The following is a 23,723-nucleotide window of genomic DNA, read 5'->3' on the forward strand; positions in this document are numbered from 1 at the left end:
GACTTCCCCCGGCCATACTCCGCGCCCCACAGCGCTCAGGAAATCCCTGCTTTCCGTTTTTGGGAAACTTCCCCGACCATCCTCCGAGCCCCCAAATCCCCAACCCTGATGTCCGAAAGTTTCGTAAATTCCAGACTTTTCATCGCCCTGTAACAGGTTTTAGCGCATTTTTAGTCCGTTGTTATACTAAGATCGTACCCAAAATCCGCGAAAAAATGGTATCTTAGTAGCCCTATCAAAAGTTCCCGTATCAGTCATTGCTCAGGTTGGGCGTTCACAAGACACCTGACCCCGCCATGACCGTCCTGAACTCACACTCTAGCCTGAGGACGAAAATGACAACATCCAAAGCCAAGATTATCTACACCCTGACTGACGAGGCGCCAGCTCTCGCCACACGCTCACTTCTTCCCATCCTTGAAACCTACGCCAAGCCGGCCGGCATCGAATTCGGAACCAGCGACATCTCCCTGGCGGCGCGTATTCTGGCGGCATTTCCGGATTACCTTGAAGAAGACCAGCGAGTTCCCGATGCCCTGGCGGAGCTGGGTGAGTACACCAACGATCCTGATGCCAACATCATCAAGCTGCCCAACATTTCTGCCTCCATCCCGCAGTTGCGTGCAGCCATCAGGGAACTGAACGAACAGGGTTACAAGGTTCCCGAGTACAAGGAACACCCTGAGACAGACGAAGAGAAAGAAGCTCAGTCCCGTTACGCCAAAGTACTCGGCAGCGCCGTCAACCCGGTGCTTCGGGAAGGCAACTCAGACCGTCGTGCACCGACCGCGGTCAAGGCCTTTGCCCGTAAACACCCCCATTCCATGGGTGAGTGGAGCCCGGCTTCCCGCACCCATGTGGCTCATATGCGCGGTGGTGATTTCTACTCCAACGAGCAGTCCGTCACCCTGGACAAGGCCACCAATGCCCGCATCGTATTCGAGAGCAGCAAAGGCGAACAGACCGTTCTGAAGGCCGACTTGCCGCTGCAGGAAGGCGAAGTGCTGGACGGCATGTTCATGAGCAAGAAGGCGCTGATCAAGTTCTTCGAGGATGCCATTGCAGACTGTGAAAAGACCGGCGTCATGTTCTCCCTGCACGTAAAAGCCACCATGATGAAAATCTCCCACCCGATCGTCTTCGGTCACGCGGTGAAGGTTTTCTACAGGGATCTGTTCGACAAGTACGGTGAACTGTTCGACGAGATTGGCGTCAACCCGAACAACGGCCTTTCCAGCGTGGTTGAGAAGATCAAGCAACTGCCGGAATCCAAGCAGGAGCAGATCCAGGAAGACCTGCACGCGTGCTACGAGCACCGTCCGGAAATCGCTATGGTGGATTCCGTTAAAGGCATCACCAACCTGCACGTACCGAGCGACGTTATCGTTGACGCCTCCATGCCGGCGATGATCCGTAATTCTGGCAAGATGTGGGCCCGGGACAACAAGCTCAAGGACACCAAGGCGGTCATGCCTGAGTCCACCTACGCGACCATTTACCAGGAAGTGATCAACTTCTGTAAGACCCACGGCGCGTTTGATCCCACTACCATGGGTACCGTGCCGAACGTGGGTCTGATGGCCCAGAAGGCGGAAGAATACGGCTCCCACGACAAGACCTTCGAAATGAAGGATGACGGTGTGGTGCGCGTGGTTGCCGAAGATGGCACCGTGCTGACCGAACACAAGGTCGAGAAAGGCGATATCTGGCGCGCCTGCCAGACCAAGGACCTGCCGATCCGTGACTGGGTCAAGCTGGCCGTTAACCGTGCCCGTGCCACCGGTATGCCGGCGGTGTTCTGGCTGGACGACGAGCGTGCCCACGATGCTGAACTGATCAAGAAGGTTCAGGCCTACCTGAAAGACCACGACACCGAGGGTCTGGATATCCATATCATGTCTCCGGTTCGCGCCATCCGCTGGACCATGGAGCGCCTGATTCGCGGCCTGGATACCATTTCCGTCACCGGTAACGTGCTGCGTGACTACCTCACTGACCTGTTCCCGATCCTGGAGCTGGGCACCAGCGCCAAGATGCTGTCCATTGTCCCGCTGTTGAACGGCGGTGGCCTGTACGAAACCGGCGCCGGCGGTTCCGCGCCCAAACACGTGCAGCAGTTGCTGGAGGAGAACCACCTGCGCTGGGATTCACTGGGTGAATTCCTGGCGATCGCGGTTTCCCTGGATGAACTGGGGGAGAAGCACAGCAACGAGCGTGCGCGCCTGCTGGGCCAGACCCTGGACAAGGCCACCGAGCGCCTGCTGGAGAACAACCAGTCTCCGTCCCGCGTGACCGGTGAGCTGGACAACCGTGGTTCTCACTTCCATCTGGCCCGTTACTGGGCGGAAGAGCTTTCCAAACAGGACAGCGACAAGGAGCTGAAGGAGTTCTTCGGCAAGTTGTCCAAACAGCTGGAAGAGAACAAGGACACGATCCTGGAAGAGATGAGCGTGATCCAGGGTCACCCTGCGGATATCGGTGGCTACTACCACCCGCCGGCGGACAAGGTTTGCGCGGTGATGCAGCCGAGTGAAACCCTGAACAGGATCCTGGCGGAAGCTCGCGACTCTGTGAAGTAACGGCCGGGCTTGAAGAAAAACCGGGTGGCTGTGAGGCTGCCCGGTTTTTTTATGGCTGGGAGTTGAGGTTCCGTAGCCTGCTGATGGGTGCTTGGTCCCGGGGTGGGATGCCTTTTCTTACGGGAAAAGAACTCGCTTCGCTCAGACACCTTTGTCCCTTCAGAAAAGGCACCCCACCCCGCTCCCGTTTTACAGTTCGGTTATAGCCATTGGTTCGGGTTGGCTGACCTCAGGCCTGCAAGGGCGCGAACTGTGCTGTGGTCAGTTTGGCCAGGTCTTCCGGAGATAGTTCGATTTCCAGGCCGCGGCGGCCGGCGCTGATGTAGATGGTGTCGAAACGCTGGGCAGAGTCATCAATAAAAGTCCTGAGCCGTTTTTTCTGGCCCAGGGGGCTGACGCCGCCGAGAACGTAACCGGTGCTGCGCTGGACATCCTGTTTGTCGGCCATGGTGGCTTTCTTGCCTCCAGCCGCTTTGGCAACCAGCTTCATACTCAGCATGGCGGTGACCGGCACCACGCCAACGGCCAGGTCCTTGCCATCAATGGCGACTACGAGAGTTTTAAATACTCTTGCCGGGTCTACTCCCATCTTCTCCGCAGCTTCGGTACCGAACGATTCGCTGGCGGGGTCATGCTGGTATTCGTGAATCCGGTGGCTGACTTTCGCCTTTTTTGCAGCGTTGATGCCTGGTGTCATGATTGGATTGGGGCTCCGCTAGTCCGTGAACGGGTGAAGTCCTGCAAATCTTCCCATGACAGTGGGCGCGAATACCAGAATCCCTGGTAGCTGGTGCAGCCGAAGGATTTGAGCGTGTTGAACTGTTCTTCGGTTTCCACCCCCTCGGCGACAACGTCCATGCCCAGCTCATGAGCCATGGACAGGGTGCCCCGGGTAATCGCCGCATCCCGGTGACTGGAGGTTATGCCGTTGATGAAAGTGCGATCGATCTTGATCTTGTCGACCGGCATATCCCGCATGTAGCTCAAACTGGAAAAACCCGTTCCGAAATCATCGATGGCGACCACCACGCCGAGGTTCTGTAATTCCCGCAGCTGTTTGATGGCTCCCTGGGGGTCGTCGAGGAAAACATTTTCGGTGATCTCCACAGACAGCCGTCCCTTTTCGATTCCATGTAGATCAATCAGTTGCGCTATTCGTTCCACCAGTCGATGGCGCTGGAACTGCAGCGGTGACAGGTTGATGGCGATGTTGGGTACTCCCAGCTCCGCAAGCCGTGAAATCATTCCGGCAGCCTCCGCCATGACCCACTCGCTGATGGGAATAATCTGACCTGTACGTTCCGACAGGGGAATGTACTCGGCGGGAGAAATGAAGCCGCGGGTAGGATGTTTCCATCGTATCAGCGCCTCCACGCCAATGATCTCGAGATCGTTGCCGAACAGCGGCTGGTAGAACAGCTGGAATTGATTGAGGGTTAGTGCTTCCTGCAGTTGCTGGCGCAGCGTTACCTCGTGTTGGGCGTGCTTGTTCAGGCCGTCGTTGAACCACTGCCAGGTGTTGCCGCCCAGTTTCTTGGCCTGGTACATGGCCATATCCGCCTGTTGGACAAGTAACATGGCATGCGGCAGGGCCTCTTTACCGACGGCGATGCCGATGGCAGCGGACAGGGTGACCTCGACGCTGTCGTACTGGAAGGGCTGGGCGAACTGGGCAAGGATATTTTCTGCCACCTGATTGAGGTGAACGCTGTCGTCCGTCGCCGACACCAGGGCGATGAATTCGTCACCGCCAAAGCGAATCAGCGTGGCCCCGGTTGGCGATGCATCCGCCAGCCGGCGGGCGGTTTGCTCCAGGATCTGGTCGCCAAAGTGATGGCCGAGGCTGTCATTGACCGGTTTGAATCCGTCCAGATCGATAAACATGACATAGATGGATTGCCCCTTGTCGAGAGTTTGCTGGCAAATCTCGGCAAGGTGCGCTTCGAGGTAGATCCGGTTGGGCAAACCGGTCAGGGCGTCATGGCTGGCCTGAAACGCCAGGGTTTCCTCCTGCTTTACCCGGGCACTGATATCGTTTTGCACCCCGACGAAGTGGGTGACTTCCTGGCGATTGTCGCGCACCGGAGCGATGTACAGATCGTTCCAGAACGTCGTGCCGTCCTTGCGGTAGTTGAGGATGGAGGTATGCACTTCGCGGAATTCGGAAAGCCTTTGCCGAATACGGTTTTTTGCCGATTCTCCAGTGGCGGGGCCCTGCAGCAGGCTACAGCTGCGACCCAGAATTTCCTCACGTGTGTATCCGGTTATGGTTTCGAAGGCCGGGTTCGCGTAGATCAGGGGATAACCCGGCTGCCTGGCATCGGCGATGGTGACACCGTTGGCCGAAGCTTCCACCCCACGCTCCAGCAATCTCAGGCGGGCTTCCGTCCGCCTCTGTTCCGTTCGGTCCTTGGCAACGCCATGAATCCCCGTGACCTTGCCATTGACGATAATGGGCATGTTGGTGATATCGATATCGAGCATACCCCCCGAGCGTTGGAATACCTTGATCTCATAACGTTGCGGCACCCCTTCTTTGGCGCGTTCAAAATGCTCGCGCGTGCGCTCGATGTCCTCGGGAGGAACCAGTGCTTCGTAATTCTGCCCGAGAATTTCCGCCTCGGAATAGTGGATCAGGTCGCTGCCGGCCTGATTGAACTGGATGAACTTCCCGTCCAGGTCCAGAGTAAACACGGCGTCAGGATTGTGGGTGAACAGGGACCGGAAATGCTGCTCGTTATGCTCCCTCTGAATGCGCTGGTTGTGATGTTCCAGCATCAGGCTGACCATGTGGCGGGTGCGCTCAATCAGGCGGGTCTGCCGCTTGTTAGGGCTTCTCCGCTGGTGAAAGTAGACGGCAAAGGTGCCCAGCAGATCGTCGTTGTCGGCGATAATGGGAAAGGACCAGCAGGCCACCAGGTTGTACTGATTCAGCAGCTCCGTGTAAGGCACAAAGCGTTCGTCCTGTCGCATGTCTGCAATCATCACTGGCTGGTGGCGGAAAGCCGCCGTGCCACAGGCGCCGGCATTGTCCTCAATCGGCATCGCCTCCAGGGCAGTGCGGAATTCAGCGGGAAAACTCGGGGCGGCCCATACGGACAGGGCGGTTCTCTGCTCGTTGGCCAGCATCACGGTGCACATGGCACCGCTCACCTGATGCTCGATCAGGTAACAGACCTCATTGAGCTTGTCCTCCAGCGCTGCTTGCCGGGTAATCGCTTCAATGGCTGAGTACTGATCCTGAATCAACTGGCTGAGACGATGTTTTTCCTGGCGGTTGTACCACCATAACGCCGCTGCCATCACAGCGATGGATAAAGCGAAAACGGACAGTGTCGCGGGCAGGGTCAGAGCCAAGGCTTACCTCATTTCCGGTCAAAAGTCCGGACAGGATTCCGGATTAAGAATCGGGTTTTTGTTTTTAACCACTTTAGGTGAGTTTCGTTGGGAATGCATTGGAAGACCGAAGGTTATGGTGTCGTTTGCGGAAGAAGCCCATAATCCCTGACAGTCGCGGTTGGAAAGACTGACATTCCCGCAACCGCCCTCCGGCCAATGTTCCGGCTCTGGCCAGCGTTGATCATGAAATAGAAACAGCAACAGCAACCTGAACCAAGGCTTAGCGATGAATCGAATTGCCCGTCGAGCACTGCACACCTGCCCGGTCCCCAAGGACCTGTCCGCCATCACCTTTCGTGACACCAACGGAGAGAATCCGCAGGCCGCCGGCGTCGCCCCCCAGGTGGTGGAAGACATCTGGCACAGTGTGGAGAGGCTCTACCGTACCGGCGTCCATCCCGGTATCCAGTTGTCCGTCCGCCACCGGGGTGAGCAGATACTCCACCGTGCCCTCGGCCACGCCTCCGGAAACGGCCCCCACGAGCCGACAAACGCTGTTCAGGTGCCGATGACCACGGATACGCCCATTTGCTATTTCTCTGCGTCGAAAGCCGTGACGGCGTTATTGATGCATATGTTGTCGGAGCAGGGGCTGGTCAACCTGATGGATCCGGTATCCTATTATTGCCCGGAGTTTGCCGCCAATGGCAAGCGCACCATTACGGTGCATCAGATCCTCTCCCATCGCGGCGGGATACCGGCCATCCCCAGGGAAACCCCCATTGATGTGCTGTGGAACCGGGACGAAATCTGGAAAATTCTGTGCGATGCCAAACCGGTGGAAGTTGATGGCTCCAAGGTGGCCTATCACGCCATTACCGGCGGGTTCGTGTTGCAGCGGGTATTGGAAAAAGTGACCGGCGACACCATCGAGAATTTCCTGGACCGCCACCTGCGCCAGCCCATGGGCATGCGCTGGTTCACCTACGGAATTGCAGCGGACAAGGTCAACGATCTGGCCACGAACTACGCAACCGGTCCGACACCGCGTTTTCCGGTGTCCTGGATTGTGAACCGGGCACTGGGTGGGGACATTCACACCGTTGAGCAGGTGATCAACGATCCCCGGTTCCAGGAGGCGGTGATTCCGGCAGGGAATCTTTGTGGTACCGCGGAGGAAATGGGGCGCTTCTTCCAGATGATGCTGAATGGTGGCGTCTGGAACGGCAAACGCATCTGCAGCGAGATGACCATTCGTCGTTCCATTCAACAGTTCGGTTCGCTCCAGATTGACCGCACCATGATGATTCCCATGCGTTTCAGCGCGGGTATGATGCTCGGGGGCAATCCGTTCGGATTGTGGGGGCAGCAGAGTCGCTATGCCTTCGGACACATCGGTCTGATCAATAAGCTGTGCTGGGCCGATGCGGGCAGGGATATTTCCGTCAGCCTGCTGAATACCGGCATTCCCATCGTCGGCCACCATCTGCCGGCACTGGCGAAGTTCGTCTATACCGTGTGTGACCGCTTTCCGCTGATTCCCGAGGACCAGCGGCCCCTGATCGCGGCCTGAACCGGTTCAGAGCGTCTGCAACTGGTCTTCCAGTATGCCCAGCACTGACGACAGGATGTCGCGGAAATCCGTCAGTGTCTGGGTGCGCTGGATCACGTCCTCCCGATACTCATCCAGCCTCTCAAGTTTCGGAACCACCCGGCGTATGCCCTCGGTGATGACTTCGTAGGGGTAATGGTGATCCATCACGCTGAGCTTGTTTATCTCAGACACTTCCTGACTGAAGATGCTGATGATGTCGTACAGCATGTCCTTGTGCCGGATGCAGCTGGCTTCCCAGTACGCGTCGTCCAGTAGCTCTAGCAGTGAGAGATATTCCCTCAGGGTATCGGCAACGGATGTCTGGCTCATGGGTGGCGCTCGTCTGGTTGGTGTGTTTGTTCGTATAACTCCAAACTATAGCAGGAGAATGTGGGCCTGTTTTCAGGGCGCAGTGCCCTTGCCGCACAAAATATATGAAACTAAATTCATCATTGTTGAGTTCTGTCTGACAGTTGTGCAAAATTCAAAGTGCGGTACGGATACCCACTACTCAATGGAAGAGACGCGTGATGGAAGACAACCTTCACATTCCCACCGGGCAGGACGATGCTCGCCTGGTCAAGCTGGATCACCACGATAGCGTGCGTTCCCACGTCCGGGCGCAGGTCAGTTCCGAGGTGGAACGCCTGGAGCGGCGGATTGAAACCCTTCGCCTTGTCAGTGCCCCCCATGCAGCCATCATGATTTCCGCTTATGAGCGAATGCTGAACCGCAAGAAAGGTTTTCTGCGGAACTGGGGGCTACGGGATGGCGGTAGTTACTGACGGCGCCCGATGGCAATGGTGTCATAGCGGCGGGTCTCCTCGCCATTCTGCTGGTTGCCGCAATGGTTCGGATTGGCGGTCACCTCCCCATTCTCTGCTATCGTTGGTGGCTCATCGCTGGAGGTAAACACCCGAACCTGCTGGTCGTTATAGTCGAGCACGGCGCGGATGCAGTCAGGATTTTCACCGTTGATGCTGATACCGCTGGCGCTGGTCAGCGTCAGTGTATCCCGCTGGTTGCCAACGAATTCCTGAAGAAGCTCCACGTTGCCCAGGGTTCGGCCGGTAAAACTGGTGGCCGCAAACTCGGGTTGGTTGAATCCGGAGGTGCCAAACGTGCTGGCATCGTAGCGGCCGCTCCATGATGCGCTGGCGACCTCTGCTACGGTTTCATCATCGTCCCCCGGTTGTCTCGCGACATACTGGGTTGCCCGGAAAACCTTGCCGAGGTTCGGTGTATTGGTCCAGTCCAGCATGGGGTAGATCCAGGTACGGTCGGCCGTTGGCGCGCTGGCATCTCCGTTTGTTTCGCTGAAGCGGATCAGTGCATCGTTTGCGGGTGTGTTGTAGGTGGAGGCTTCACCTTCACTGACGCTGTCCCGCATCAGTTGCCGGCCTTCATTGAAATTGTCGACCGTCCCCAGGCGAATAACTTCGTTGATCAGGTCCAGCGGGTTCCTCACACTGGTGTAGTCAGTACCCTCCCCGTTGGGGGTGGCGCCGAGGAACGGATCCAGGTGTTCCCGCAGTGCCCGGGCGGTGCCTTCGTCATCGCCTTCATTGGCGGGCTGGATGCCACGGTAAAAATCCCGGAATATAGTGTATTGCAGAACCGGCGCCAGGCCTTCGGTATTCTGGAGCCGGAAGGTCGCCACGGGCAGGTCCACGTCCGTGGCCGGGTTGAGGTAGCCGTCGCCTCCTGAGCTGTCGGGGCCACACCCCACCAAACCCGAGGTCATGATGGTTGTCACGGCAATAACGCAGGCATGTCTCATTTCAGGTGGTCCCGAGGTGCGAAAAGGGTGTTTAAACGCTAAAGTGACGGTCTGCGGAGCGCGAACACCTTGCCCCGGTCCGACTGCTGACAATAAACCATAAAACAGGTAGCTACCCTCGCGGAGATCACATTTTGCGGCAACGGCCACTGCCTATCCATCGATTGATGGGACCGATCCTTGCCCTGCTGGCGCTTTGCCTGTCTACCGTTACAGTCGCCAGTGATCAGTGCCAGGACGGCAACATTGTGCTTAACAGTGCGACGACGAGTGTGCGGGACCTGGGGAACTGCGTCTGGTTCCTGGAGGATCCCGACCATTCCCTGGGCTTCAACGACATTGTGTCTGAAAACGCCCCCGCCTTTACCCGCCATGAAGGTGGCGTGCTGAACTTCGGCTATACCGAGTCGGCCTACTGGGCCAGGTTTGATGTTCGGGTCGGTGCGGGTGCCGCGCTCTCGGACTGGATTCTGGAACTGGCGTTGCCGTTGGTGGACGAGGTGGTGCTCTATGTGGTGCAGGATGGTGAGCTGGTCGAGCAACGCCGGGCCGGTTATGAGGGAGGCTGGTCCTCCCGTGATCTGGCGGTACCCAATCCGACGTTCCGGCTCTCGCTGGCAGCGGGTCAGCCCGCCCGTATTTACCTCCGGATTACCAACACCAACACCTTTCGCTTGCCCATCTCGCTCTGGCACCCGGACAGCTACATTGAAAAAGTATCGGTGGACGAGGCCGTACGCGGCATCCTGCTTGGCAGTATTCTGGCCATCCTGGCCTACAACCTGTTTGTTGCGGTATCGGTACGGGAACGCAGTAATATCTATTATGTGCTCTACCTGGTGTCGGCCACGGTGTTCATCGCCACCGAGCAGGTGCATGGTACCCAGCTGTTTGCCGAGCGACCGGCCTTCCTCGACAAGGAATACCTGCATTTCCAGATCATGATGACCTGGTTCTGGGGCCTGCTGATGGCCCGGTCGTTGCTGGAAACCCGGGAACGGTCGGCGGGCCTGGACCAGGTTATCCGACTGTGCCTTTATTCGGTGGTGGTAACGTTTGTGTTGTCGTTCTTCCTGCCCTACCACCTGGCCATGGAGTGGATCGTGCTGGGCTCCATCCTGCTCAGCATTCTGATGATTCTGGTGAGTTTCCTGTCCTGGCGCTATTACAACCCGGCTGCCCGCTCCTATTTCTTTGCCTGGACGCTGGCCCTGGTCGGGTTTGGCATCTATGCGCTGACAGTCATGGGGTACCTGCCGGTGAACATGTTCACATCCTACTCGCCCCAGTTTGGCCTGACGGCGCAGATCATCCTGTTCTCCTTTGCCCTGGCGGATCGAATCAAGCAGGTTCAGGGAGAAGCGCTGGGCTGGAGCGAACGTGCCCTGTCCAACCTGCGCCGGTACCAGTCGCTGTTCGACAACGCCATTGAGGGGGTTTTCCAGATGTCCCTGGACCGGCGTTTTGTAACCGCGAATCCAGCGATGGCAAGGCTGATGGGTTATCACAGCAGTCGCGAACTGCTGGACGACAACCCCGACGTGCTGACCACCTGTTTTGCCGATGAGCGGGTGCGGCGGCGGGTGGTGGAGCAGCTGGAGACCCGGGGAACCGTGAAGGGGATAGAGGCCCGCTATTATACCCGTTCCGGCACCGAACGCTGGGCTACGATCTCTCTGCATGCGGTATACGACGCTGCCGGTCTGCCGGCCCACCTGGAAGGCACCTGCATCGATGCCACCGAGCGGCATCAGCGCCAGCGTATTGAACGGGAGCGGGAGCAGGAACGGCTGGAAAAAGAGCTGGCCCGCAACTCCGCAGAGGCCAAGAGTCAGTTCCTCGCTAACATGAGCCATGAGATCCGCACGCCCCTGGCGGCGATCATCGGATACGGTGAAACCCTTCTCGATCCGGGACTGAGTGAGCGCGAAAAGCACAGCAGCGCAGAAACGGTGGTGCGTAGCGGCCGCCACTTGCTGGATCTGGTGAACGACATTCTCGATCACTCGAAGATCGATGCCAATAAGCTGGATGTGGACATTGTGTCCGTCGACCTCCCGGAGCTGCTGGAGGAAGTGCGTGCTTTCTTTGCGCCCCGGGCCCGGGAAAAGGGCCTGGATTTCCAGATTAACTGCGCCTTTCCATTGCCGGAAACCATTCGTACCGACCCCACCCGTTTCCGGCAGATCATCATCAATCTGTGTGGGAATGCTCTGAAGTTCACCGAAAATGGTCGGATATCCATGGAAGTGCGCTGCGATCAGCAGCAGGAGCAGCTGCTGGTCCGGGTGTTGGATTCGGGGATCGGCATGAAGCCGGAGCAGCTGGAGCGATTGTTTGATCCCTTTGCCCAGGGCAGCGCCGCCATTGCGCGTCAGTACGGAGGCACGGGGCTGGGGCTGAGTATCTCGCGCCGGCTGGCGCAACTGCTTGGCGGTGAAATCAGGGTGTCCAGCACCTACGGCGAAGGTAGCGAGTTTGAAGTGTCTATCGCCACCGGAGCGCTGGATGGCGTCCATTTCCTGCGTGATGCCTCGGAGCTCGGCCAGCGCCGGCGGACCATACCCATGGCGCAGGCGCCCCGGTTAAGCGGTCGTATTCTGTGTGCCGAAGACAATGAGGTGAACCGCCGGCTGGTTTCCATGCTGGTTGATCGTACCGGAGCGGACATCGTGCATGTCTGCAACGGCGCGGAAGCACTGGAAGCCGGCACCCGGGAATCCTTCGATGTTATTCTCATGGACATCCAGATGCCGGTCATGAATGGCCGTGACGCAACCGCCGCCTTGCGGGAGGCGGGGATAAACACGCCGATTGTTTCGCTCACAGCCAATGTGATGGCCGAAGATATCGCCGATTACCGCGCTGCCGGCTGTAATGAACATCTCGCCAAGCCTATCGACAGGCAGCGTTTTTACGAAGTGCTGGCGCGTTACCTGACGGTTTTGCCCGCGTCGAGCCATGGTGCGTCCCGCCGGTATCAGGGTACGGTGCTGGTGGCGGAGGACAACGACGACAACCGCCAGCTGGTTGAGCGCATGCTGCGTCGCCAGGGTGTGGAGGTTATCCCGGTCACCAGTGGCGACGAGGCGGTGCGCACCGCCCTGTCGGCCTCTGTTCAGCTGGTGTTGATGGATCGACACATGCCGGGGATGGATGGGGTGGAAGCGACCCGGCTGTTGCGGGAAGCCGGGTTCCGGCGACCGATTATCGCCTTTACCGCGGGTGACCAGCAGGAAATCGAGGCGCTCGGGGCGGCCGGCTGTGATGGCGTGCTGCACAAGCCCATAGACATTGGGCATTTACTGGCGTTGCTGGACAGGACATTGACGCCCGCGCGGGAAGCAGATGAAAGTTTCCCTGAAACCGGCGAAGATAGTGATATCCATGGTCTGGTGTTGCAGTTCCTGTCCGGTCTGGAGGCCCGCCAGCAACGAATGGACGAAGCCCTGGCACAGGCGGATGCCGGAACCCTGAGGCAGGAAGCCCACCAGATCAAAGGTACGGCGGGAGCCATGGGTTACCCGTCGATGACCCGTCAGGCCGGCGCACTTGAGGCCATTCTGAGGGACGGGGAACCGGACTGGGATGGTGTTCGCAGCGAGCTGTTCCGGCTCAATGAGATGATTGATCAGGCCCTGAAGGCACAGCAAGCGCGGACCTGATGACCCATTGGCAAGAATCAATAACGGGAACCGGATAATGAGTGACAGTCAACAACGGCAGGAGCAGCATTCCCTGAGTATGATGTACGGCACCTACGCGGATATCCTGTTTGTGCTGTTCCCGTTCCTGGTGATCACCATGCAGCGGCTGTGGGACGGTAACCTGGCGGACATCCTGATGCGACCTGACCTGAGCATTGCCGCTGCCATCCTGGCGGGACTGGCGATTGGCAAGTTCGTTCTGGGTCTGGTCAGTAATCGCGATCTGGGCCGCTTCAAGGAGCGGATTGTGTTCTTTATCGCGCTGACCCTGTTTGTGGTGCTGGGTCCCGCGATTATTCTGATGCTCAGTATTGTGGGTAGCGGCAACGTACCGGGATTCGTCGCGTTCGTGCAGCCCGTCCTGTTGATTATCGCGATCTCCCTTTACACCACGGCGGTCAGCATCAGCAATATCCTGACCCGGGAAGGTCCTGGAGACCCGGAAACCGGCCCATCCGGGGGGCTGCACGGTCCGGCAGCGCCGGCCGCTGGCCACGAACCATTGGCCATCCCGAGCCGCACAGACAGTGACACGATTTGAATCGTGATCAGGGATGTTAAGGAGAAAACCGATGAATGAACTCAGAGTGCTGGTGGTGGAAGACGAGCCTGTCATGTGTGAGCGTCTGGTGCAGATGCTGCTCAAGGCCGGTGCTACCGGCGTTGAATCCGCCCCGGATGCGGCGGGTGCCCGTGCGGCGTTTGATGCTGCGGAGTTCCAGATCATCCTGCTGGACCTTGGATTGCCGGATGGCAACGGCCACGACTTGATGGCGGAGTTCAAGGGAGTGAAGGAGAGTCAGCATGTGGTGCTGGTGACGGCCGATGATTCCATCGACAGTATCCAGAAGGCGATCAGTGCCGGTGCCAATGGCTACGTGGTGAAGCCCTACTCCCAGGATAAGATACGCGATGTGCTGAACAACTACGCCATGGTTCACGGTGGTGACCTGGCGATGATGCAGGGCCTGGGCCGTCAGCATTGACCGGCCCGGGCCCCGGAATGGCGGGTTACGCCACCTGACGGGCAATCCATGAGTTGTAGCGGGTTGCCAGTGCCCTTACATACCGGGCTTCCGCGCCGCCAAGGTTGCCAAGGACACCATTGAAGATCCAGCCCCGCTCGTACAGACCCAGCACCCGCTGTTCGTCGTCCAGGTTAACGCGCTGATTCAGTTTCTTGCAGATGGCATCCAGCAGCGGCAGCTTGTCAGGACGCTTGATCGCGCCCAGTTGGTTGCCGGCCGGCTGGTTTGCTGCACGTGTTGTTGGATGTCTTTTCATGATGTTCTCCTCGTCGTTTTGCGGCTGCAAAAACAAAAACCCCGGTGCCTTGGCAACCGGGGTCTCGCGGAGAAGCTGGCCCGGTTGCTCGAAAGGCTCCCGGGACTGACCGAAAGCCGTTAGTTGTCTTTCACCATAGCGAGTACACACTGGCCGGCGTGGCAGCCTGCGCCTGTGTAGGTCATGGAATGTCGGATAACGTATTGCATGGTTTCGGACTCTGTTCCGGCGGTGCTAGAGGCGCCGGTCTGTCAGCAATTATCGGTTTCGGTACAGTGATCAGTGTATAGCCTGCCGGCGGGTTTGCAAGAGGCAAGACGCTTCGGCAAACCCCTACAGACGGCGTGGTGAGAACTGATCATAATTCGTCCTGTCACGTGTTTTACGTTGTGCAATCCTTGGTGTCAGCCACCCAGACGTGGGGCACCATTTGGATCTCTCCTTTCGACGCAGCCTTCTGGGCTGCGTTTTTTTTTGGATAGTGGTTAATTCGTAGCCACTAGTTCGTACAGAATTTCCCCTCTGTTCTGTCGATAATATGCTTGCTAACCAATCATTCATCTCAACAGATATCCAGAGGTTGAAACCTAAGAAAATGCCTGACGAATCAGGATCTGCCAGACAAAAGTTCCGTTCACACGTTGTTATCGAAATGTTTCTGGTCGCCGCACTGGCCGCGTACCTGCTGATGGCCAGGGGGCAGGTTGTGGGGGATGACCTCACGTTTACCATGGTAGGAGCAGGTCTGATGGTGCTGGTCACGTACTGGACCCTGAATACCCTTCGTGATGGTCTGGAAGTTATTGCCGTTCGCGCCGGTCGGCTGAAACACTGACGTCCGTTGACGGGAGTGGGTCAGGCCTGGTGGCTCTGACCCGGGACGGTTTGCACGCCGCCGGCATCCAGATCAATCTGCTCCCAGGTTTTGTGCAGGATCAGTGCGTCATTGGCGGCGCGGTGGACCGGTAAGCCCAGCTGGTTGATGACATCCTGGCGGATGGCGGACCAGTGCCTGACCTGAACCGAATTCAGCAGCATGGATATGGATTCCAGCTGAAATGCTGGTTGTACGCCGGCAACCCGATACAGGCGATGCAGCCAGAAGCTGTCAAAGGTCCAGGCGTCACAGAACACCTGGTCGGGAAGCAGTTCGTTGAGACTGTGCGCCACCTCCGTAACCGGGGTGCCTTCGTTTTCCAGCGTGGAGCGGTCGATGCCGTGAATCCGCTCGGCGCTTTCCGACCAGTCCTGCCAAAGCACATGGGGGCGAATCAGCCAGCTGTGTAGTTGTCCGTCGGGCAGGCAGATTCCTACCTCGATCGGGTAACTGGCAATAAGGTCGAGGCTGGATGCCTCGAAATCGATAAATGCTGGCCTGGTCTCGGAGTTCATTCTCTCTGATTTTTTATTGAAGTGCCGTGATTCGAGTTTACCCGCCCCATTGTTCAGACGCGAACCCATCGTGTCATTCCACTGTTACAATATGCCCATCGAATGTAAAACCCCAATGACAGCCAAGAGGTTGTTATGGGTACTAACGGGATTCTCTGATGTCTGAAACTGTTGTTGTTATTTATTCCGGGGGAATGGATTCCTTCACGCTGTTGCACCTGGCCCGCGCTCGCGGCTATCAGGTCCATGCCCTGTCCTTTGACTATGGTCAGCGCCATGTCCGTGAGCTGGAGTGTGCGGGCAAGGTCTGTGATGATGCCGGTATCCCCCACAAAATTATTGATATCCGTGCGCTCGGGGCGGTCATGGCCGGCTCGGCCCTGACCTCCGACGTTGACGTGCCCGAAGGTCACTACGAGGAAGGCTCCATGAAGGCGACCGTCGTGCCCAACCGCAACATGATCCTGCTGTCCCTGGCGACCGGTTATGCCGTGACCGCCGGGGCCAGTTCGGTCTGGTATGGCGCTCATGGCGGGGACCACGCGATTTACCCGGATTGCCGCCCGGCATTTGTCGAAAAGATGGATGCCGTCTGCCGCGTGGCGAATTACGAGTCGGTGGGAATCGAGGCGCCGTTCATGGCCATGGACAAATCAGAGATTCTTGCGGAAGGGCTGAAACTGGGGCTGGACTACAGCCAGAGCTGGACTTGCTACAACGGTCGCGACAAGGCCTGTGGCCGTTGCGGTTCCTGTGTTGAGCGTCTTGAAGCCTTTGCTGCCCATGGCCTGGTTGATCCGTTGCCGTATGAGGATGGGGTCTGATGTACCGGGTCAAGGAAGCCTTCTACACCCTTCAGGGGGAGGGTGCCCAGGCTGGTCGTGCCGCAGTATTTTGTCGGTTCAGCAAGTGCAACCTGTGGACTGGCCGTGAAAAGGACAGAGCAACTGCGGTGTGTGACTTTTGCGACACGGACTTTGTGGGGACCGATGGCCAGAATGGCGGTCGTTTTGATACCGCCGATGACCTGGCCGCCCATATTCGCAAGTTGTGGCCCGACGCCCCTGGCCGCCCCTACGTGGTGTGTACCGGTGGGGAGCCTCTGTTGCAGCTGGACCGGGATCTGATTGCAGCCTTTCATCGTTCGGGCTTTGAGATTGGCGTGGAAACCAATGGCACCCTGCCGGCGCCGGAGGGTATTGACTGGCTGTGTGTCAGTCCAAAGGCGGATGCCCCGGTGGTGATTGAACGCTGTGACGAGCTGAAGCTGGTTTACCCCCAGCCCAAGGCCATGCCTGAAAGATTTCTGCACATCCTGGCGAGCCATTATTTCCTGTCGCCGATGGCTTCCCCGTCGGCGCCGGAGGGCGGGGCTGATTCGCTAAAGCAGAGCAATACCCGCAAGGCCACCGAGTATTGCCTGGCTCACCCGCAGTGGCGGCTGACACTGCAAATGCACAAGATCATCGGCATCGACTGACCCCGGTCAGGCTATCCGCATCAGGCTGTCGCCCGCATGGACGACGATGCCTGAGTCTTGACCGGCTGCAATGCCTGGCTGCGATAGTGGCTCGGGCTGGTGCCGGTCCAGCGTTTGAATGCCCGGGTGAAATTGGCGGCATCGGCATACCCCAGCACGTCCGCAATCTGGCTCAGATTCATGCCGGTATTCTTCAGCAACTCCCCTGCTCGTTCCAGGCGGACATGGTCCACCAGATTCTGGAAGCTGGCGTTCTCTTCCTGCAGGCGCCGTTTCAGAGTGCGCTCGGATACGAACAGGGTGGCCGCCACCCTTGCCAGCTTGGGAGGAAACGGGTGGCTGGTTTCAATAACTCGCCGCACCCGGCAGGCAAATCCAGCGTCCTCGGTTAGCTGTTTCAGGGCTTCTTCACATTGTGCCCGCGAGGAAGCCGCGAGCTGGGCGTCACTGAAACGCACCGGCATGCTCAGCTGTGTGCGGGGAATGACCAGGGCATCTTCCCGGGATTCGTAGCGTACCGGCACCGCAATATGCTGGCGGAAGCGCTGAAAGTAGCCGGGCTCCGCGCCCCGGCGAAGGATGGCGGAGCCGGGAACGGCAGTGCCGGTCAGCTGAGCGCCCATGGACACGCAACCGAACAGCATGGCGTCCATGATAAATCCGTGCAGAGGGCCCAGATCAACGCCACAGGACACGTTGAACAGTACGTTGTTGCCCTCCTGGCGACGGGACACCTTCAGATGGGGGGCTCTCAGGGTCAGGTAGCGGGTCATCAGTTCCAGGGCTTCGTCCAGTGAGCGGCTGCTCATGACGGCGGTACCCAGGGCGCCATGGAGCGGCAGCTTGAGCTCCCGGGCGAGCATGATGCCAAGGCCGGGTTCGCCACTTTCGATGATGGCGCGGGTCACAAATTCACTGGCCTGGGACTGGCTGACACGCAGGTCCGTTGATTTCAGACGGGCCGGGTCGAGACCGACACGTAGCAGCAGGGCCCGCTCGTCAACACCAATGGTGTTCAACAGCTCCGCTAGCAGGTGCAGGTATATGGCCGGCATGCCCAGATCCTGAACGGTCGATACTGAGGCGCGCATGGTTTTTCCTCGTTTTATGCTGTTTTTGTTATGTAAGGGAATGACATTCAGACATGATTATGACCGTTACCTCGGTCTAGCCCCATGACTTCGCTGACGGGTCAAGAGGCCATGCAGGCCAATCATTGCTGGTGGCGATCAATGAATCTGGCCAGGGTCGCAGCCGAACGTCCGGGGTTTTCCAGCATGGGAAGGTGGCCAACACCGGGAAAGACATGAATGTCGGCTTCCGGCGTCGCGGTGCGGAACCAGTCCACGCAGCAGGTCGGGGTAATGACGTCGCGGTCCCCCCACTGAACCTGCAGTGGTGGCGTGGTTTTGCCCAGGTAGCGGGCCGGCGCCAGGGCGTCCGCCAGCATGTCGTTGAAAATATGCCGCAGGGCATCGCCCCGCTGCAGCAGGTCCGGGCCCAGCAGACCGGTCATGGCAATGCCCATCACCGTGGGTTTGCCATTGCCGACAGTGTTGAACATGCGATAGACGCCGGTCCAGTCCCTGGGTATCAGGATTTCGTCCCGGTTGGATTCGAACGGCGCGTCGATATCGACATCGGCGTGTTCCGGAATACCGGCGCTGTTCAGCAGTGTCACTGAGCGGGGCGCCGGCTCCATGCGGTGCGCCAGCACGGCGGCAATCGCCCCGCCCATGGAGCTGCCGGCAATATGAATGTTGCTGGTGGGGAAGGTGGCCAGCCAGTCCCTCAGCCTCAGGGCCTGGGCCTCGTAACGGTAACTGGCATCATCGCGGTAATCGCTTTCGCCGAGCCCGGGAAGGTCTGGGGCCAGGATGTGCCAGTCCCGGGGCAGCTTCTGCAGCCAGAATGCCCAGTTCTCCTTCATTGCCGCGAAACCGTGGATCAGCAACACCGTGGGCTTGTCGGCCGAGGGGGTTCCGCGCTCGAGATACACCATGCGGTGTCCGTCAACCATGGCTTCCCTGCGTTTGGCCTGAAGCATCCAGCGCTGGCCGGTGCGGGCCAGGGGCCAAAGATTCGGGGTAGGTACTTTCATTGTGTTGTTCCGATGCCAGGGTATGGAACCAGTGTACCGTTATGGTAAGGATGGGCGATGGCCTTGCCGCCCGTGAGTGGCGGCAGCCGAGCAATTGCGGAACGGGTGTTCAGAGAGCGAGATCGGTGATGACCGGGTTATGATCGGAGGATCGCCAGGGAGAGTCCTCCGGGGTTTGATCGGCATTCCGGTAGCTTAGGGCTCTCGGCTCGTCGGCGTTGACAGCCCAGCTCCAGGCTCCGGTCACTCTCGGTGCCAGCGCCGGTGATGCCAGTGCGTAATCCAGGCTGCCATGACGCCCCCGGTAACGATAGGTGTGGTGGGGACAGTCCGTGGCCGCACAGGGGTGGAAGTGGTGAACCATGCTGGTGTAGCCAGCCTGGTAGAATACCTGCAGTGGTTCTTCCCGGGTGTAGCTGTTCAGGTCGCCGGTGATCAGGGTGCCTGCCAGGCCCCCGGGTTGTGGCAGTTCGCTTGCCCAGCGCACCAGGGCATTGGCGGCTGCGGTGCGGCGGTGGTTGTAACAACCCTGGCCATCGCCCTGATCCCGGTCGCTGTTGCTGGCGCCGCGACAGGCTTTGGATTTCAGGTGCGGGACGATAATGCGGACGCTGCCGCCTTGTTTCAGTGGCTGGAAGACCTGGGTCAGGGGGCGCCGTCCCAGTCGCTTGAAGGGGCCGGCGGTCAGTCGTTTCGCGGTCCCCACCGGTTTCACGCGATCGGCCCGGTACAGTAAGCCGGTCTGAATGGCATCGTTACCGGCGTCTTCATCCGATATGACGTAACGCCAGTGGGTGCCCAATGCCTTTGCCAGAGTCACCAGGGCGCTGTGATCCCCGTAGCCATCATTCTCCAGCTCTGTAACAGCGATTATGTCGGGGTCGGGCAGAGTCAGGGCGGTGACCAGTCTGCGAGTCTGTTCTGCAAACTGAGCGGATGTCTCCGCACCGCGTGGTGTTGGGAAGCCGTTGCCCTGACCGTCACCGTTGAAGTAGTTCTCCAGGTTAAGAGTTACCAGGCGCAAGCTGGTTTGCGGCGCTCGTTCAGGGGCTTCCGGACGGCGATTGTCCTTGTGAAAGCGGGGGGCGGTGATGGGTTGGAGGCGCCAGGCGTCAAAGCGGAAATCGAGCACGCCATCCAGAGCGCTCACGGTATCGCCTGCGCGCACGGTGTTGTTGGCTGATAGCGCCGGGGTCGGCCAAGGTGTTGGATCGGGGTTACGTTCACCTTGATTGTCGTCCAGCAACAGCCGGTGCTTTTGCTGATGCTGCCGTAGCTGGATCGCCTCCGGGCCGGGATCGAGAATGTCGGTCGGTATGCTTTGGGGCGCACTTGCCAGGGTCAGTTCGCCGTAGCGGGCCAGTTGGTAGTTATCGATGACGGTGAGGGAGCCGGCCACGGCCACCCGCATGTTTTCCAGGTGTTCCGGCGGGTGATTGCCGGGCCAGGGCAGCCGGACGGTGACCGGCTCCGGTAACCTGGCTTTGCCACAATCCAGCAGCTGCCGGATATCGGCAAGCTCCGTCAATCCATGGAATTCCTTGACCCTGCCACTCACCCGCACGCGGTCGCCCGCTTTGGCGGTTGTGCGGTTGGTGTAGACAAACAGGCCTTCGGAAGTGGCCGGGTTGTTATCTGTTTCCCCGTCGGCCTGTTGCAGGTAAAAGCCGCGAAAACCGCCCTGGTGGCGGGAATCAAGGGTGATGACCCCCTCGACAGTGACCTCTTCGCCTGCCAGCGGGGAGCGGGCCTGATGGCCCTGGACCTGAGAGATAGCGGTTGCGGGAGAGCCACAGCCAGCGGCGACGGCTCCGGCAGGAAGCCAGAGCACCAGGGCTGTGAATGCTGTAATAAGGCGATTGGTGGCGTGTGATGTCACCGGTCGATTCTAGCAAAGCCCCGCCACCGCTTTCACGGCTTTTTGCTGGTGGGTGCTTCCCGGGTTTACCTGCTCGGGGTTGGCAAGTTCCAGTTGCTGTACCAGTGGGTCCGGATGCGGGGTGTCCACCGCCACGCCGAGGCGGGACAGCACATAAGGAGCCAGTGCCGCGCGGGTGTCCAGCTCCAGGCGATGGTTGGTCATGCCGTAGTCAGCGGCGATAATGTCCCTGCGCTCCTTGCTCAGCCGGCTGTCGGGGGTGAGTACCAGTGTCAGCTCGCGATTCCATTCATCGTCCTGGTGGGCGGTGTGGCGTGATTTCACCCGAGAGGCTTCCGGCTCGCCCCGGAAACGACTCAGGGCGAAATCGCTGAACGCCCCGGTGGTTTCACACCAGGCCCGGAGGTGCCAGTTGTGGCCGACGCAGACCAGGGTATGGGGCTCCAGGAGACGCTGGGTGATGGCCGGTTGAGCGAGTGAGGCGTAACCGGCTTTCAGCTGGCGCCCGTGACGGGTGGCGGTTACCACCGCACGCATGACGTCCGGTTGCACCACCCGGTGGGGGCCGTGCACAACGGTGCTGTCCGGAAGGCTGATGTTCAGGGTTTCAAAGGTGTCACTGAGATGCTCCTGGCGGGCCAGCAGGTCCAGATATTCACTGGCCTGACCACGGGTGACCACCGGGCGGAAGTCGGTCGCGGGCACATAGCCCTTCAGGTGCCGATCGTACACCAGGTTGTCGGGTGCCAGTTCCCGCAGATAGGTATTGATATCCTTGGAGGCCTGCTGCCGTCCGATGCCAAAGCTGTGGCAGATGTGGTTGGTCGTCAGCCGTCCTTCCCACAGGGCAATAATCTCAATCAGGCGGTAGCGAAGCAGCAGATCCCACCGGATGGGCCAGTCCGTTTTTTTCATAACAGGCGCTCACGGGTTTAGTGAATAGCTAGGGAGCCTCGGAATAACTCCTGAATAATGGTACCCGCTCCTTGCTGGCAGTTCTGTTACGTCACCTTAATGTAAAACATTGTTAAAGTCAGGCATGCCGGGGGCCCCAGCGAGTTGGTTGTCGGTGTTTCGGGGTTTGAGGCGGGCTTCGGGAAGTGCGTAGTAGTCACGCCGGGCTGCGCCTGCTCTAATTCGCCCCCGGCAAAAACCGGCCCTTGCTGCTATGTTTTGTCACAATCCACCAGCGCAAGCCTGCAACGTCCGGAGCCTGTCAGATGACCCGAATGGTCACTTCTCTTTCTGCCCTGATTCTCAGCATCATTCTGCTGGTCAGCGGCAACGCGTTTCTGATGACGTTGCTGGGCATCCGCCTGAGCATTGAATCCGTCGCACCGAATATTATCGGTTGGGTGCTGGTGTGTTATTCCATCGGGTTTGTCCTGGGCACCCTCTATGTCCAGAAGGTCATTGCCCGTGTCGGCCATATTCGGGCCTTTGCGGTATTCGCTGCGGTGGCTGCCGTGACATCGCTGATGTATCCCATGGCCATTTCCATGATTTTCTGGGCGGTCCTGCGGGTATTGTCGGGGTTCAGCATGGCGGGCGTACTGGTGGTGATCGAGAGCTGGTTCAGCAGCCGTGCCACCAATGCCAACCGGGGGGCCCTGTTTGCGGTTTACCAGTTTGTTTTCTACCTGTCTGCCGCCGGTGGCCAGTTGGTGGTGAACATCGGTGATCCGGCGAACTTCATGCCGTTCTCGCTGGCGGCGATGTTGCTCGTGTTGGCACTGGTTCCCCTGTCCCTGACGACAATGGAGGCTCCGGTCATTGAGCAGGCCGAGCGAATGTCGTTTTTCAAGCTTGGGCGGGAATCTTTCAGTGGTGTTGCCGGAGCCCTGATCTGCGGTGTGTTGATCGGCTCGTTCTACGCCCTCGGTCCGGTATACGCCACCATGGTGGGGCTGGATGTCGCCCGGACATCCACCTTCATGGCCAGCGCGATCATTGCGGCGATGCTGCTGGCGTGGCCTCTTGGTCGTGTGTGTGACCGCTTTGACCGGCGGCGGGTGATGTGCTGGGTGGCGTTGACTGCGGCCACAGCAGCGGGTCTGGTTGCTGTGCTGGGTGCGGGCACAATATGGATACTGACGATACTGGTAGGCCTGTTTACTGGATTGTCGGCCATGGTTTACCCGATTGCGGTTGCGATCACCAATGACCGGATGGACAGTCATCGCATTGTGGCCGCCAGTGCGACGCTGTTGCTCAGCTATGGCATCGGTAGTGTGATCGGGCCGATCGTTATGGCGGAGCTGATCAGTGTGTTGGGACCGAGGGGATTGTTCCTTGGGAATGCCGGCTTCCTGGTGTTGCTGGCGGTGGTGACCAGCTACCGTATTACCCATACCGATGATGTGGCGGTGGTGGACCAGGAACATTTCGTACCGGCCATGCCGGAAACCTCTGCGGTCCTGACGGAAATAGATCCCCGCAACGAGGACTTCCACGAATCCTCGGAAATCATGGAAATGCAGGAAGAAGATCAGCTCCGCCAGACCGGATGAACCTGCAATAGCCTGTCCAGGCGGGCTTTTTTCGCCCGCCTTTCGGTTTTCCCCAATATTGTTTCTGTATTAATATCT

General features: G+C 58.9%; 20 protein-coding genes. 10 read left to right on the top strand and 10 right to left on the bottom strand.

What is annotated here, in order from left to right; all coding sequences use genetic code 11:
• The first annotated feature begins 335 nt into the window (after nucleotides 1-335).
• Nucleotides 336-2,579 carry an NADP-dependent isocitrate dehydrogenase gene (locus tag ACJO3M_RS12750; protein ID WP_407001736.1) on the top strand — a complete coding sequence of 748 codons (2,244 nt, stop codon included), beginning with the start codon at nucleotides 336-338 and terminating at the stop codon, nucleotides 2,577-2,579.
• Nucleotides 2,580-2,808: 229 nt separating this feature from the next.
• Here the strand turns inward: ACJO3M_RS12750 and ybaK are convergent, their stop codons facing one another.
• Both ybaK and ACJO3M_RS12760 read right to left on the bottom strand, forming a co-directional pair.
• Entirely contained in the window at nucleotides 2,809-3,276 is a 468-nt protein-coding gene (ybaK, locus tag ACJO3M_RS12755) for a Cys-tRNA(Pro) deacylase (protein WP_406989750.1), read from the bottom strand.
• Nucleotides 3,273-5,936: an EAL domain-containing protein gene (locus ACJO3M_RS12760; protein WP_407001737.1), complete on the bottom strand. Its 2,664-nt coding sequence runs from the start codon at nucleotides 5,934-5,936 to the stop codon at nucleotides 3,273-3,275. Before ACJO3M_RS12760 ends, ybaK begins: the two co-directional genes overlap by 4 nt.
• A gap of 268 nt (nucleotides 5,937-6,204) precedes the next feature.
• Between ACJO3M_RS12760 and ACJO3M_RS12765 the strand changes: the two genes are divergently transcribed.
• Nucleotides 6,205-7,491: a serine hydrolase domain-containing protein gene (locus ACJO3M_RS12765; protein WP_407001738.1), complete on the top strand. Its 1,287-nt coding sequence runs from the start codon at nucleotides 6,205-6,207 to the stop codon at nucleotides 7,489-7,491.
• 6 nt (nucleotides 7,492-7,497) lie between these two features.
• Here the strand turns inward: ACJO3M_RS12765 and ACJO3M_RS12770 are convergent, their stop codons facing one another.
• The gene (locus ACJO3M_RS12770; protein ID WP_407001739.1) at nucleotides 7,498-7,842 is read right to left on the bottom strand and encodes a hypothetical protein; all 345 of its coding nucleotides are present in this window, start codon (nucleotides 7,840-7,842) and stop codon (nucleotides 7,498-7,500) included.
• Between the two features lie 200 nt (nucleotides 7,843-8,042).
• Between ACJO3M_RS12770 and ACJO3M_RS12775 the strand changes: the two genes are divergently transcribed.
• The gene (locus tag ACJO3M_RS12775) at nucleotides 8,043-8,297 is read left to right on the top strand and encodes a hypothetical protein (protein WP_407001740.1); all 255 of its coding nucleotides are present in this window, start codon (nucleotides 8,043-8,045) and stop codon (nucleotides 8,295-8,297) included.
• On the opposite strand, the gene ACJO3M_RS12780 is transcribed toward ACJO3M_RS12775, so the two are convergent.
• Nucleotides 8,291-9,292 carry a hypothetical protein gene (locus ACJO3M_RS12780; protein ID WP_407001741.1) on the bottom strand — a complete coding sequence of 334 codons (1,002 nt, stop codon included), beginning with the start codon at nucleotides 9,290-9,292 and terminating at the stop codon, nucleotides 8,291-8,293. The two genes, ACJO3M_RS12775 and ACJO3M_RS12780, sit on opposite strands and share 7 nt — an antisense overlap.
• Nucleotides 9,293-9,459: 167 nt before the next feature.
• On the opposite strand from ACJO3M_RS12780, the gene ACJO3M_RS12785 reads away from it, so the two are divergent.
• The 3 genes from ACJO3M_RS12785 to ACJO3M_RS12795 are packed head-to-tail and all read left to right on the top strand — an operon-like array spanning nucleotide 9,460 to nucleotide 13,985.
• Nucleotides 9,460-12,957: a hybrid sensor histidine kinase/response regulator family protein gene (locus tag ACJO3M_RS12785; protein WP_407001949.1), complete on the top strand. Its 3,498-nt coding sequence runs from the start codon at nucleotides 9,460-9,462 to the stop codon at nucleotides 12,955-12,957.
• Between the two features lie 37 nt (nucleotides 12,958-12,994).
• Nucleotides 12,995-13,540 (top strand): hypothetical protein, encoded by a 546-nt coding sequence (locus ACJO3M_RS12790; RefSeq protein WP_407001742.1) that lies wholly within the window; start codon nucleotides 12,995-12,997, stop codon nucleotides 13,538-13,540.
• Nucleotides 13,541-13,571: 31 nt separating this feature from the next.
• Nucleotides 13,572-13,985, top strand: coding sequence for a response regulator (locus tag ACJO3M_RS12795; RefSeq protein WP_407001743.1), 414 nt, complete (start codon nucleotides 13,572-13,574; stop codon nucleotides 13,983-13,985).
• Between the two features lie 25 nt (nucleotides 13,986-14,010).
• Here the strand turns inward: ACJO3M_RS12795 and ACJO3M_RS12800 are convergent, their stop codons facing one another.
• Complete coding sequence (locus ACJO3M_RS12800; RefSeq protein WP_407001744.1) at nucleotides 14,011-14,283, bottom strand: hypothetical protein; 273 nt, start codon at nucleotides 14,281-14,283, stop codon at nucleotides 14,011-14,013.
• Between the two features lie 595 nt (nucleotides 14,284-14,878).
• On the opposite strand from ACJO3M_RS12800, the gene ACJO3M_RS12805 reads away from it, so the two are divergent.
• Nucleotides 14,879-15,118, top strand: a complete 240-nt coding sequence (locus ACJO3M_RS12805; RefSeq protein ID WP_407001745.1) for a hypothetical protein — start codon at nucleotides 14,879-14,881, stop codon at nucleotides 15,116-15,118.
• A 20-nt stretch (nucleotides 15,119-15,138) separates the two neighbouring features.
• Here ACJO3M_RS12805 and ACJO3M_RS12810 read toward each other — a convergent pair whose 3' ends face one another.
• Nucleotides 15,139-15,675, bottom strand: coding sequence for a 3'-5' exonuclease (locus ACJO3M_RS12810; protein ID WP_407001746.1), 537 nt, complete (start codon nucleotides 15,673-15,675; stop codon nucleotides 15,139-15,141).
• Nucleotides 15,676-15,833: 158 nt separating this feature from the next.
• On the opposite strand from ACJO3M_RS12810, the gene queC reads away from it, so the two are divergent.
• Both queC and queE read left to right on the top strand, forming a co-directional pair.
• Nucleotides 15,834-16,499, top strand: coding sequence for a 7-cyano-7-deazaguanine synthase QueC (gene queC / locus ACJO3M_RS12815; protein WP_407001747.1), 666 nt, complete (start codon nucleotides 15,834-15,836; stop codon nucleotides 16,497-16,499).
• Entirely contained in the window at nucleotides 16,499-17,155 is a 657-nt protein-coding gene (gene queE, locus ACJO3M_RS12820; protein ID WP_407001748.1) for a 7-carboxy-7-deazaguanine synthase, read from the top strand. The genes queC and queE overlap by 1 nt, the downstream gene beginning before the upstream one ends.
• 20 nt (nucleotides 17,156-17,175) lie before the next feature.
• On the opposite strand, the gene ACJO3M_RS12825 is transcribed toward queE, so the two are convergent.
• From ACJO3M_RS12825 to ACJO3M_RS12840, 4 genes are all read right to left on the bottom strand, one after another.
• Nucleotides 17,176-18,246, bottom strand: a complete 1,071-nt coding sequence (locus tag ACJO3M_RS12825; RefSeq protein WP_407001749.1) for an AraC family transcriptional regulator — start codon at nucleotides 18,244-18,246, stop codon at nucleotides 17,176-17,178.
• Between the two features lie 122 nt (nucleotides 18,247-18,368).
• Nucleotides 18,369-19,256 carry an alpha/beta fold hydrolase gene (locus ACJO3M_RS12830; RefSeq protein WP_407001750.1) on the bottom strand — a complete coding sequence of 296 codons (888 nt, stop codon included), beginning with the start codon at nucleotides 19,254-19,256 and terminating at the stop codon, nucleotides 18,369-18,371.
• Between the two features lie 109 nt (nucleotides 19,257-19,365).
• Nucleotides 19,366-21,135 carry an ExeM/NucH family extracellular endonuclease gene (locus ACJO3M_RS12835; RefSeq protein ID WP_407001751.1) on the bottom strand — a complete coding sequence of 590 codons (1,770 nt, stop codon included), beginning with the start codon at nucleotides 21,133-21,135 and terminating at the stop codon, nucleotides 19,366-19,368.
• Between the two features lie 9 nt (nucleotides 21,136-21,144).
• Nucleotides 21,145-22,050: a helix-turn-helix transcriptional regulator gene (locus tag ACJO3M_RS12840; protein WP_407001752.1), complete on the bottom strand. Its 906-nt coding sequence runs from the start codon at nucleotides 22,048-22,050 to the stop codon at nucleotides 21,145-21,147.
• Between the two features lie 305 nt (nucleotides 22,051-22,355).
• Here ACJO3M_RS12840 and ACJO3M_RS12845 point away from each other — a divergent pair, with 305 nt between their 5' ends.
• Complete coding sequence (locus ACJO3M_RS12845) at nucleotides 22,356-23,645, top strand: MFS transporter (RefSeq protein ID WP_407001753.1); 1,290 nt, start codon at nucleotides 22,356-22,358, stop codon at nucleotides 23,643-23,645.
• Nucleotides 23,646-23,723 lie beyond the last annotated feature (78 nt).

The sequence above is a fragment of the Marinobacter alkalisoli genome (genome assembly GCF_045449795.1).
GTDB lineage: Bacteria > Pseudomonadota > Gammaproteobacteria > Pseudomonadales > Oleiphilaceae > Marinobacter.